Genomic DNA, 12,381 nt, shown 5'->3' on the forward strand with positions numbered 1-12,381 from the left:
CCGGCGTACGATTTCAGCGGACGTAAACTCGGGATCCAGCGGAATTCGCCAGAGTCGAAACGAATTCGAAGGGCGACAGTTCGAAAGGCCGACAAGTTGGGCAATGATCCATACAACAAATCCACCCGATCGCAATCGGATCACTCCGTGATGGGCCTGGCCCGCAAGGGGCCGATTGTCGTCACCGGCGCGGCCGGCTTCATCGGGTTTCACGTGGCCTTACGGCTTCTGCATCTCGGTGTGGAAGTCGTGGGTGTCGATAATTTCACCCCTTACTATGATCCAAGACTCAAGGAGGCGCGATTTGCGCGTCTCTGCGCCGAGCCGGGGTTCATTCCGTTGCGAATGGATCTGGCGGACCAGGCGCGCGTAAAGTCGCTTTTTTCAGACTTTCGGCCGTCACACTTTGTGCATCTGGCGGCACAGGCCGGGGTGCGTTATTCGCTGGTTGATCCGCACGCCTATGTGCAGTCGAATATCGTGGCATTTCTCAATGTGCTTGAGGGCTGCCGGCACGTCGGCGCCAGCCACCTCGTCTACGCCTCGTCGAGCTCCGTCTATGGCGCGAATCGAACGATACCTTTTTCCGAACACCATGGCGCCGACCATCCCGTCAGCTTCTATGCCGCAACCAAGCGTTCAAACGAATTCATGGCGCATTCCTACAGCCATCTGTTCGGCCTGCCCGCGACGGGACTGCGCTTCTTCACCGTCTACGGCCCCTGGGGCCGACCCGACATGGCGGTCTACATATTCACGCGGGCCATCATCGAGGGGAAGACAATCGAAGTGGCCAATGCCGGACGTGTCTGGCGGGACTTCACCTATATCGACGACATCGTCGAGGGCGTGGTTCGAACACTCGCCTCGCCGCCAAGCGCCGATCCGAATTGGGATGCTCATACCGCTGATCCGGCTACAAGCTCCGCGCCGCATCGCGTCTACAATATTGGCAATGACCAGCCCGAGGAGATCAACCGGTTGATTTCGATCATCGAAACGACCCTTGGCCGTCGTGCACTGCGCAAGGATGTGCCTTTGCCACCCGGCGACGTTCTGGAGACTCGCGCCGACGTCAGCGACCTTCGCAATGCCGTCGGTTTCGCACCGGCAACAACGCTCGAGGACGGCGTGCATCGTTTTGTCGAATGGTATCGACAGTTTCATGGAACCGATGCCGAGCTGCGCACGCAGCAACCGATCCTGATGCACGTGTGAACATCGGTCGCGTCTGTCGAGACGCGGCGATGCCCCGAGCGCAGCGAATACGAAATTGAAATCAAAGCCCCCGCCGGCCGCAGCTTCAGAGCTGCCAGGCCTGCGGGGTTTTCAGCTGAGATTTGACTAAAGCATGATGCCGAAAAGTGTGAAGCGGTTTTCCGACGACATCATGCTCTATCTCTCTGATTTACAGATTCAGGTCGACTTGACCTGAAATCATCCGGCTCTAGCGGTCGTTCCCAGAGTGGACGTCCAGGTCACGCGCGGCCCCGGCTCCGTTTGGCAGGGGGATGTACTGCCCTCAATTCTGAGCCGCGACCCCGTCCCGCCCGAAGCCGGCCAACGGCCGCTTGAACAATCCTTCGAACGGGCTTTGTCGTAAAGTCCCTGCAACTGCTCAGAGCTCGATGTCAGTGTAAGAACCAGTATCGCAGCTGGCGGTTAACGGTGCCGGTTTTGAGCGAGATCAGCGCAAAGAGCAGCCCCGGCATGATTTTCAATCGTTTGCTGATGAAGATCGCCATGACCACATTCCAAACAGCCAGGGCAAGTGCGAGACCCACCGCGGCGCCCAGTGGGCCGTAGAGCTCGATCCCCACGGCGCAGCCCAGGACGCCGGCGGCCGCGCCGATGATCATGGCTACAGCCGCCGCCCATTCGTTGCCGGTCATCGTCAACAAGTTCAGTTGCGGTCCGCAGAAAGCGACAACGACATATCCACACATCAGGATCCGCGCGATGGGCGCTCCTGTGCTGAAATCGTCGCCGAACCAGCTCATGAGAGGTCTGACGATCACAACCAGCGGGATGGCCATCGCCAAGGCGCCGAAGGCCGATAGTATCGAGGCGCGTGAAAATAGCTGCTGCAGACCCTTGCGGTCGCCTTGGGCATGCAGCGCCGCCGCCGCGGGCGAAAACATCACCCCGACGGCAGCCACGGAAAGACCCACAAGCAACGCGACGTTCAGTCCCAGGGCGAAGATTCCAGCATCCTTGATATGACCTGTCCAGCCCAGCACCATGACGCCGGCGCGGTTGATGAAAACGTCAAGCCCGGCCATGAGCATGATCGGCGGAACCACGGCCCACCACTCTTGCGACGCGTCGCAGGGGTCGGTTTGCCGCAACCCGATCGGCTGAAATCGTGTCGCGAGGATATACACCAGCGCGACTGTAATGCCCGAGCTGATCAATACCGTCTTCATCACCAAGGTGGCGTCAAGGGTCCACGCTCCCGACAAGGCCGCCAGTCCGAGCATCGTTAACAACAGGCCGTCGCGCACGATGCGTTCCGGCAAAAGGGCCGAGACACCGCCGCCGAAAGAACGAACAAGTGTCGCCCCCAGGGCGTAGGCGGTGACCAGGGGCACTGCCGCCATGCCCAGAAGCTGGCTGATTTCAAGTTCCTTGTGGGAAGGATCCGAAAAGAAAAAGATCAAGACGGCGCCTGTGACGCCGAACAGTGTTGCCGCTGCCAGCGCCCTTTGCAGGGCAAACCTGATTACGCCGTGCGCCAGGTCAAGCCGCCCTTTGGCCCTGTAGGCCGACACGAAGCGCAATAGCGATATGTTGAAACCAAGTGTTGCAAGATAGGCAAGCACGGAGGTCCAGGACAGGACGTAGGAATAGATGCCATAGCTGGTGGAACCGACGAGGCGTGCAATCAACAACTGCGCCAGACTGGTCAATCCTGCGCCACCGACATAGATCATCAGAGCGAAGATGGTGGCATAACCCAGGCTTCGGCCCATGTCCTGGTTGGGGCGCGAAACGACATCTGCCGCGGCAGGAGAGACAGCAGGAATTCGCGCCGTCTTCACATCTCCGTAGTCATCTACACTGGCCTCGAACACCTCATCTTGGCTGCCTTGGACCGCAGGTCGACCTCCGGCTTGCAGAATTCTTGAGATTATCTTCTGCTCGACACACTCGATGCCCTCCAACGTGGACCGGTCGTTGAGGGTGTTGATCGGAATGATTTGTCGGTCGGATCCTGCCAGAATGTCATTAATGCTTTGAAATAGCCCAAAAGCGCGCATGCTCGTGTCGAAATCCGCTTCGAAAATTCGCTCCCCAGGCGCCTCATGCTCCATCCGCTGCTGCAAGCGCGTCTCCACGATCGAGCGTGGCGCAACAACTCTGAGCGTGAAATCAGCGGTGGGCGCGAGGCTGAGGGCCTTTGCGAGGGCGGCCTTGTCCACGGTTCCATTGAACATTGCCAGTGATGCAACCGCCTGGACATAGCCCTGATCGAATATGACCACGTCTCTGGATTGCTTCGCCTCATCCCAGCGGCGCGAGAGTTTCAATATGTGCTGCCAGAGCCGAGCCCGCCATATTCGTTTTTTTGGCGGGATCATTCTTGTCATGGAAAGGGACGTCGAAAGGTCTTTGATCCTGCCTCTTGGAGAAAGCAATATTTTCAATGTCGAGAAAATTGCCGACAAGATCCTGAAAATAGCCAGAAAGAGTCCAAGATCGACGCTCGACCCCCTCTCGCGAGGCGCGTGATTGCGGGCGACCGTGGCGTTGTACCCCTGCCCGCGCAGCCGCTGCGCAAGGGCGTGAGCAAAAGTGCTCTTGCCGGATCCAGGTGGTCCGAAGAGTTCAATGATCATGGGACAAATCCGATCGTGGCGATATCCGCGCGATTTCTGCGACTATCATTGCCTGGAAGTCGCGTGTGACGCTCACGACACTCTCTCGAGCAAGAGATCAGCACTGTCCCCGAAATGATAGCTGGCGTGCTTCTTGAGATCGACCTGGGTGAGGACGCTCCCGACAGGGACCGAAGTCGACGTATCGCTCGCAAGCGGCTCCAGAACACCGCGCGCGATGCTGCGCCGTGTCTTGCCCCAGCGGATGGCGAAAAGAATCGCGTTGGCCCAGTTCGTCAGAAGCCCGGCCTCTGGCCCTCCAAGCCCCAGCGGTCCATTTATGATGACGACGCTATAGATCGACTGTAGCTCATCGGTGAACAGGGAACTGTCGGTCGTGGACAGCAGCGCCAGCAGATCCTCCGATGGCCCAAGAGCCATGAAGTCGATCCCGATCTCCGGCATTGCGACGGTTGCGTCGTGCAAGGCACAGCGGTCACTCACATAGTCTCCGAAGAAATTGTGTGGCTTGTGCGCTGTGAACTCGTCCAGAAACTCGGTCGTGAGGCGCGCGCCCGTGCCGTCAAGATCGAGGAAAAGCACTCTGCCGCCCAGTCGGGTGGCAGCCAAGGCCAGGCTCCATGCAAGCTCGGTCTTGCCATCGTCCTGCACGCTGGATGTGACGAGAATGACATGCGATGAGCGGTTCCTGGCCGGCTTGGGCGCTGCGGTGACAAGCAGGGATGTTATGGCGCGGCTGTATCTGGACTTCTGCTGGGCCAAAACCAGCTGCTGCAGTCGCTTGGCGTGCATTGTGGGAGCTTGAGGTATCAGCCCCAGGCAAGGAACCCCGAGCGCTGCTTCAGCTTCGGCCACGCCGCGCAAAGTCTGATCGAGGCGGTTGCGAAGAACGACAAAGACCCCGCCTATGAGGCCAAACACGACCATGCCGGGTGGGATAAGGAAAATTGGCGACAGGGTCCTTGGATTCGTCGGCGGCCATGCGGCTGAAAGGACCGAGACTCCGGCCGAGGGCGATGCAATGCGCTGTTTCAACTCCTGCTGTTGCGTCAGGAGCTGATTGTATCGCTGCGTCAGGATGCTGACCTGCGGCTCAAGCGCACGCAGTCCGGACAGCCGGCCGGCTGTATCGGCCGCGACCGCATCGAGTACGTTCTTGCGTGTCTCCAGAGTCGTGATCTGGGTGCGGTAGATCTCCGCTTCCGCGGCGATACGGGCAGTGCCTCGTTCTATCTCGAGGTTGATCGCATTGGTCAGGTCTTCATTGGCCGTGCCGCTGGCCTGGCGCACCGCCAGGTCGGCCAGCACCTGTGACCCCATCGCTTCGGCGAGTGCGGATACCGACGCCCCTTGCTTTTGCAGGTCCTGAATATGTTGAAGACGAGCTTCCGAGGCTGACAAATCCGCTCTCGACAAGGAAATCTGCTGGCTGAGATCGGCCGTCTCCCTAGCGGCGCTGTCCGCGGCGCCTTGATCAACGGCGCCATGGCTCAGCCGATACTTCTCCAGGCGATCGGTCGCTTCCGCCAGATCGCTTTGCACTCCTGGCAAGGCGGCAACGATCGAGGCGAGTTCCAGCTTGTCCGATGCCTGATGCCTGGTTGCGAGATCGTCGATGTACAATTGGGCGAAGGTATTAGCCACCATGGCCGCGCGCGTCGGATCGTTATCGGTGAAGCCGACCGTGATCACTCTCGATCGCAGTTCCTGCCCAACCCTCAAGTCCTTTCGCAACGCCTTCAGTTCAGCCGCCTCCAAGTCCTCCGGTTTGCTCTGCGGCCAAATTCTGCTGAACAGACCACCTGCATAAGAGTGCGAATTCGATTGGCCATCGCGAACGGGGTTGGGGCGAGCATCGCCGGTTCCGGAATCACTTTGTGCAGCAGCGCCGCCAGCATCCATTTTGCGTAATGCCGCCGCTACGCGACGCAGATGCCCTTGCGACGTGAGCGTGGTTATATTGTCGTCAATGGTGGCATCCAGCATCCCCAGATCCGTGCCGTTAGGCCCGCTCCTGCCGGGTGCATCCAGAATGATTTGCGTGGTGGCCTCGAACTCGACAGAGCGAGCAAGACCCGCGAGTCCCGCCAAGACACCGCCCAGGACGACCATGCCCAGCAGGAACCATTTTCGTCTCGCGATGGTCGTGAGAAGTTGATGTAAGGGGTTCTCCGTATCGATCTGCTCGCGCAGCGGCCGCCTCATGCGTGGCTTGGTCTCACGCGCGCTTACATGCATCTCAGTCGCACGCGGAAGTTGAATGCGGCTGACTATGGAACCTTCCATCTTACACTCCTGCCAGTTCGAAAATGCGAGAAAGATCCTTTGCGGGCGCCGACGGGCGCGTGGTCTCGTTGCGCCATGCCTGGAACATCAATGCCGCCCACAAATCACGAGAATGATCCTGCCTGCCGTCGATGTGATCCCGCCAGCAGGCCTCAACCTTTGTGAAGTCGAAGATCCCGTCCCCGGAGAGACGCATATCGGCGATAAGATCGCTGGCCCAGATGCGCAGCGGCCCCCTCAGCCACACGGCTATGGGAACGTCGAAACCTTGTTTTGGCCGATCGATCAGCCGCTCCGGAACATAGCGATGCAGCAACTGACGAAGGATCCACTTGCCTCTGCCGTGGCGAACCATCACGTCCGCCGGCAGGCGCCAGGCGAATTCAACGACCCGATGGTCGAGAAGCGGGCATCGTCCCTCGAGGCTGTTGGCCATGCTGGCGCGGTCCAGCTTCACCAGTATATCGCCGGGCAAATAGCCGACCATGTCGTCGTACAGCAGACGCGACAGCAGGCCATCAAGCGGTGGTGTGCCATTGGCCGAAATAGGGGGTCTGTGATGAGTGAGGTTCTCGGTCGATGATCCCATCAGCCGTTGATAGAGTTCATCCTCATCCGCCGCTGCCAGCAGCCGAGCCAGCCGATCCAGCCGATCGCTCCGCAGCGCATGCCGGGCATGAGCAGATAGCGGCAGCTTGCTGACGAGATCATGACGGGCTGCACGAGCAAGTAATCCGATACCTGTCGCAAGCGTCTGACGCATCGGCAACGACAGCCCATGCTGCCGTTTCACTCGGGCCGCCATGAGGTGGCGGGCGTAACCGGCAAAACACTCGTCGCCACCGTCGCCCGACAAAGCCACCGTGACGTGCTGGCGAGCCAGCCGTGCAACGAGCAGAGTCGGTATCTGTGATTCGTCGGCGAACGGCTCGTCCCAAGTCTGTGGCAGTTCTGGGATAATGTCGCGCGCGGAGGCAGGCGAAAGATGAAGTTCCGTATGGTCGGTGCCCAGATGCCTGGCGACCTCGGCGGCGTGAGGCGCCTCATCGAATCCGCCTTCTCCAAATGCGATCGTGAACGTGCGCACAGGTTTTGAGGACTGAGCCTGCATCAGGGCCACAACAGCCGAGCTGTCGACGCCGCCGGACAGGAAGCCGCCCAGCGGCACATCGGTGACCATGCGTTGCCGGACGGCAAGTCTCAGCAGATCGTCGAGTTCATTTGTCAGTTCTTCGTCGGTGCCGGCGATTGGTTCCAGCCGACCTTTCTCTGCGACCTCGGCCAGAGACCACCACTGTCGGATGCGGTCCGAAAGGGACTCGGCACTGCGTGCGTTAGCGAAATCTGCAGCCGTCAGCGACAGAACCGAGCCGGGAGGCAGCTTGAACACGCCTTGCCAGATGCAACTGTTATCCGGCACCCATCCCCTCGACAGCATCGCCGCCGCCGCATCGAGATTAACCTCCTGACGGAAATCTGGAAAACGGTTGATCGCCTTTAATTCGGAGGCAAAAACCAGTGCGTCGCGTGTAGAGGCAATGTAGAGCGGTTTTTTGCCCATTCGGTCGCGGGCGATATGAAGGGTCCTCGTCTTCCTGTCCCACAGTCCAAACGCGAACATGCCGGCAAAGCGCTTGAGTGCGGTATCGAGTCCCCAATTCTCGATCGCGCACAGCATGACTTCGGTATCGCTGCTGCCGCGGAAACGATGGCCCTCGCCTTCAAGTTCGCGGCGCAAATCGTGGAAATTGTATATCTCGCCATTAAAGGTGATGACGTATCGGTCACCGTCCGAAAGCATCGGCTGGTGTCCCGCCTCCGACAGATCGACGATGGCCAAGCGCCTGTGTCCGAATGCAATGCCGGCTTCACGATCTGTCCAGAAGCCTTCGCCATCGGGCCCGCGATGGCGCAGCGCCGTCGTCATCTGCACGATTGCCCTCAGTGGCTTCGCACTGGTTGCATTAGGTGCAAGAAGAATTCCGGCAATCCCACACATCCCCGTTACCCCGCGTAGCTATAAGTTCGAGTGGGGGTCACTGAAGCTGCTCGTGACGTTGAAACTGTTCGCGACGTTCCGACAACAAGGCATAGGGTGACCGCAAACCACACGATCGGGTGTCGGACGATCAGGTGCGGAAACCCATAAAAAAGGATCGACAACATCAACGCCAACAGGGCATCGGCCTTCGCACGCCAAGCGGCCAGGGTGGCTGAGCCAAGGATCCAGAGCAGGGCCAGGACCGCAATCAAACCACCTTGAGTATACGTATCGAGATAAGTGCTGTGGGCCTCGAAAGGTTCGCGTCGAAACTGCTTATAGACCGCGAGCGGGCGGTCCACATGCGGGCCGGGTCCAAGGCCCAGAGACCCTGAAGTCACGCCCTTATGCAATGCATCGTTCCAGAGGATGAAGCGAAGTTCAGCAGTCTCCGTCGTCTCCTCGCCGCCCCCACCGCGGCTGAGGCTCTTGGCGATATCTTCGACGTTGCCAAACTCCGTGACAACGTAGGGTGCCATCGACATCCCCAGGGGAAGAAAGCCGATCGCCAACAGGAGAGTCACCTGGCGGAAAACGGTGACTTTGTTACCGGAAGCGAACCATGTCCGAACACGCAATCCAAGAAATATCAGGAGGGTAAGGATGCTTGTAAGAAGAAAGGTATCACTCTTTGTCAGCTTCCCGACAAGGAAGATCAGGCCAATGCTGCTTAACGCATATACCCGCGCCCATAGATTGCCGGTGGTCGTTGCAAGATACAAAGCCAGCGGACTAAAGAGTGCACAATAGAGCGCCAGTTGGTTGGGATTTTCAGACCAGCCGACGAAGCGATCCCAGAACCATGGGTCGACACCGGCTTGGTGGATAACGCCCCACCCGAGCGCCAGCTGAAAGAGAAAGCACGCATCCGCTATGCCGATCACCCACCAGACGGTGCGGCGTAGATGAAGTTCGGCGTCGGGCTCGGCGGCGGAGAGGCAGGTGACGCAGGCCAACAGCACATAGGCCGTCATATCGTGGACAGGCGCCGCAAGCAGTTCAACCGAGGTCAACAAGCCGGTGATGAGACCGACACCCCAGGCAAAGGTCATGATCACCCAGAAAGTCACAAGGTGATACAGGGCCGGCGTGGCCTCCAGGCGACCACCCATGACTATTCGGCCGATCGACAGCATGATCCAAAGCGACAGCAGCAATTCGGTATATCCGAAAGGCATCCCTGGAATGCTGAGCTGCGCGGCATAGGCCATCGCAACGCCACCGGCCAGCAACGCGTCCCGGATCATCGGCGTACCCCTCCCATTTCGGGCTCAGCGGCGCCCTCTTCGAGCAAGATCGGGGACACAGGTCGAGCCAAGCCGCCATGGGATTTGGCGCCAAGGACGTTTTTGTACAGATCGCAATACTGATCGACAACAAAGGGCAGCGCGAACTGCTCCCGGACGAGCTCGACGGAACGGCCGCCCATGAGCTTTCCGCGCTCGCGGTCGGAGAGCACGTCTATTATTCGAGACGCCAGGCCATCGGCATCGTGAGGTGGCACGAGGTAGCCGTTCCATTCGTCTTCAACCACATCGTTGCAGCCAGGCATTCTCGAGGCGACGATGGGCAACCCTGCCAGTCCTGCCTCCAGCAGGACGCGCGGGATCCCCTCCCGATATTCCGTGGGAAAGGCGAACATATCGGCCATGCCGAGAAGGGCGGGAACATCGCGTCGCGGACCCAAGGCGATGACATTGGGAGCATAGCGATCGATCTCTGCTTTATCGACGGCAAATGGGCCCTCGGATTCCCAAGGGCCGACGAGCACGAAACGTGCATTGGGCCTTTTGGACAGGATCTGTGGGACAGCTTTGAGAAGTGTCGGTATACCCTTCTGGCGGGTCAGCCGACCGACGAAAATGACGACTTCGGCGGACTGGTCGAGCCCGAGCTCTTCACGCATTTTCATCGCCGGCGGGGCAAGATGCCTTGCCATGGCGAACGCATCGACATCGATTCCTGAACTGCGGATCAGCCGCCCGCTGCCGCGTCGGATTAACCTGTAGCGCTCAAAAAAGGACTGATCGTCCCGATTTTGGAACACTGTCGCGGCAGTCCAGAAGGAGACAAGCCATTGCAATCCGCAAAAGACGGGACGCAGAGCCAGAGCGCGCGGTTCCAGCGACGAGAATGTCCAGCCCAGGCCATTGATCGTGCGGATGACTGGAAACCGTCCGCGCACCGCAAGCGGCGTCAGCAGGTTCGGTTTGGTGTCGAAGCTTTGGACAACGTCCGGCTGGAGTTCCGACATCAATTTTCTGATCGTTCTGACAGTGCCCCATTGTCCACCGCCACTGGAAAATCGGTCGAAACCGTATTGGCGATGCGGAATGCCATGCCGCAAAAACGCGGCGTCACTGCCGCTCGAGACCGCAGTGACCCGAAAACCCTTTTCGCGCAACGACATCAGGAACGGGATCCTCAAGGCGTGATCCTCGCCCCCGACACATACGAGATGCGGATTCATCCTCGCTCCCTTGACCCTGCGCCATACCCTAATAGCGGGCGGTGGCCGGCTTTCGATTCTGCTTTCATGCTCTTGGTTTCGCCATTTGTGCGCGTATGTCGCCAAGGTCACGGTAGGGGCAGGCTGGTCTACTGTCCTCGTCTGTTTAGATGAGGCAAACGGGTTTGGATCGCGCTGCGGCATCACACTTCGGCAAGCCTCGACGTGGATCAACTGGCCGAGCTGGGAAACTCACCGCCTGACGCGCTTGCAACAACCGTGTGGCTGATATCTGCAACGCATATTCTGTCGCGCGTGGCGACGCTTGAGAGGAACCATTTCGCGAGCGCTTCGGCATCGCTCAAATAGGCTCTCGATTCGTCGGCTGAACCTATGCGACGTCGGTAACCTCAGCTGAGACCGGGCGGGAGCGAGTATCTGCCATCTATGTGCACAACAAATTCAGTCGCGATGGCGAGGATGCAATCAGGTTCGCACCTGCTTTAATCTCTGCCGACTTTGCCGGTAGTCCGAAAGATTTCGCGCAAAACACTAACAAAATAATATGCCTATAAAATACACAGTAACATAAATTACCAACGAGGCCGGCGCATTCACAGCATGTCGGTCAAAAACTGTGGTATTGTGTAGTAGAGTTCAAGAACTATACCTGGAAGAGAAGCGTCTATTTTTTCCGTAGTTTTGCGGTTGTCAGGAAATTTATCTTTCAAATACCCTGAAATCCCGTTGGCGATCAATGATTTTATCAAAGGGTGTCGGTATGTGATTTGTCGCTAATATATACCTCTAGTAGGCAGGCGGCAGCGGGGCGCTATCGAATGAGACAAAGGATTGTAGATGGCTCTCCACTTTGCCGCTGGCGGAACCGCCAGCGAAGTTACAACCGCCGGCTTCAACCTGGTTGATGTTCAAACCGTCGAGCAGCTCAACGAATTGCCAGAGGGTTCGCAAGGCCTGGTCTGGCTCAACGAGGGCGAAGGCGTAACCCAATCCTTCATCGACAAGGTCACCCCGTTCATAGGCAATCCGAAGCTGTATGGGTTCTTTCTCGTCGATGAGCCGGATCCAACCGGCAAGTACCACACCCAGGTGGACGCGGCCGACCTGCGAGCGGAATCCGACTATATCCATTCCAATGTGCCGGGCGCCAAGACCTTCATCACCCTGATGGACATGGGCTCCGCCGCAAACCCGGATTATTCCAACACCTACAACTATGCCAACACCCATATCGATCTGTTCGGCCTTGACCCCTATCCGGTGCGCACCGGCACCAGCACCGTCGACTACGACATGATCGACAGATCGGTGGCGGCCGCGGTGGAATCGGGCATCCCGATCAGCCAGATCGTTCCGGTCTACCAGACGTTCGGCGGCGGCAATTGGACGACCAACACGGGCGGCAAATATGTCATGCCCACGACGGACCAGTTGCAGACCATGATCGACCACTGGGAAAAGCTGGTCCCCGATCCCGCCTTCGACTTTGCCTATGCCTGGGGCGAGCAGGAAGGCGACACCGCGCTTGAACACTCTCCGACCCTGCAGGCCTTTTTCAGGGAACACAATTCGAGTGATACCGGGACGCCAACTGCTCCTACCGAGCCTACCGCTGTCTCTTATACCACATCTGACGCTGCCGACGACGGAGAGAGTGTAGATCTCGGTGGTCGCCGTATCATTAAAAAAAAGGGGGGGGGGGGGGGGGGGGGGGGGGGGGGGGGGGGGGGGGGGGGGGGGGGGGG

6 protein-coding genes and 1 pseudogene are annotated in these 12,381 nt (G+C 58.9%); 2 read left to right on the plus strand and 5 right to left on the minus strand.

Annotated features, from left to right (window positions below; genetic code table 11):
- The first annotated feature begins 150 nt into the window (after positions 1 to 150).
- A complete protein-coding gene (locus AC0L2H_RS29275) occupies positions 151 to 1,218 on the plus strand; it encodes an NAD-dependent epimerase/dehydratase family protein (protein WP_473593373.1) in 1,068 nt (355 codons plus the stop codon).
- Positions 1,219 to 1,631: 413 nt separating this feature from the next.
- Here AC0L2H_RS29275 and AC0L2H_RS29280 read toward each other — a convergent pair whose 3' ends face one another.
- The 5 genes from AC0L2H_RS29280 to AC0L2H_RS29300 all read right to left on the minus strand — a co-directional run bounded on the left by AC0L2H_RS29280 (position 1,632) and on the right by AC0L2H_RS29300 (position 10,636).
- A complete protein-coding gene (locus AC0L2H_RS29280) occupies positions 1,632 to 3,839 on the minus strand; it encodes an AAA family ATPase (RefSeq protein WP_473593374.1) in 2,208 nt (735 codons plus the stop codon).
- A 72-nt stretch (positions 3,840 to 3,911) separates the two neighbouring features.
- The gene (locus AC0L2H_RS29285; protein ID WP_473593375.1) at positions 3,912 to 6,125 is read right to left on the minus strand and encodes a GumC family protein; all 2,214 of its coding nucleotides are present in this window, start codon (positions 6,123 to 6,125) and stop codon (positions 3,912 to 3,914) included.
- A 1-nt stretch (position 6,126) separates the two neighbouring features.
- On the minus strand, positions 6,127 to 8,124 hold the full coding sequence (asnB, locus tag AC0L2H_RS29290) for an asparagine synthase (glutamine-hydrolyzing) (protein ID WP_473593376.1): 1,998 nt from the start codon (positions 8,122 to 8,124) through the stop codon (positions 6,127 to 6,129).
- 5 nt (positions 8,125 to 8,129) lie between these two features.
- Positions 8,130 to 9,413: an O-antigen ligase family protein gene (locus AC0L2H_RS29295; RefSeq protein WP_473593377.1), complete on the minus strand. Its 1,284-nt coding sequence runs from the start codon at positions 9,411 to 9,413 to the stop codon at positions 8,130 to 8,132.
- The gene (locus AC0L2H_RS29300) at positions 9,410 to 10,636 is read right to left on the minus strand and encodes a glycosyltransferase (protein ID WP_473593378.1); all 1,227 of its coding nucleotides are present in this window, start codon (positions 10,634 to 10,636) and stop codon (positions 9,410 to 9,412) included. Before AC0L2H_RS29300 ends, AC0L2H_RS29295 begins: the two co-directional genes overlap by 4 nt.
- Positions 10,637 to 11,473: 837 nt before the next feature.
- On the opposite strand from AC0L2H_RS29300, the pseudogene AC0L2H_RS29305 reads away from it, so the two are divergent.
- A pseudogene (locus AC0L2H_RS29305) lies at positions 11,474 to 12,381 on the plus strand (calcium-binding protein); the annotation flags it as partial.

The sequence above is a fragment of the Mesorhizobium sp. WSM4871 genome, assembly GCF_055811295.1.

What these genes read in the sequence shown, in the direction of transcription:
- AC0L2H_RS29275 (WP_473593373.1), top strand. Translation starts at nt 151, where the DNA reads ATGGGCCTGGCCCGCAAGGGGCCGATTGTCGTCACCGGCGCGGCCGGC.
- AC0L2H_RS29280 (WP_473593374.1), bottom strand. Translation starts at nt 3,839, where the DNA reads ATGATCATTGAACTCTTCGGACCACCTGGATCCGGCAAGAGCACTTTT.
- AC0L2H_RS29285 (WP_473593375.1), bottom strand. Translation starts at nt 6,125, where the DNA reads ATGGAAGGTTCCATAGTCAGCCGCATTCAACTTCCGCGTGCGACTGAG.
- asnB (WP_473593376.1), bottom strand. Translation starts at nt 8,124, where the DNA reads ATGTGTGGGATTGCCGGAATTCTTCTTGCACCTAATGCAACCAGTGCG.
- AC0L2H_RS29295 (WP_473593377.1), bottom strand. Translation starts at nt 9,413, where the DNA reads ATGATCCGGGACGCGTTGCTGGCCGGTGGCGTTGCGATGGCCTATGCC.
- AC0L2H_RS29300 (WP_473593378.1), bottom strand. Translation starts at nt 10,636, where the DNA reads ATGAATCCGCATCTCGTATGTGTCGGGGGCGAGGATCACGCCTTGAGG.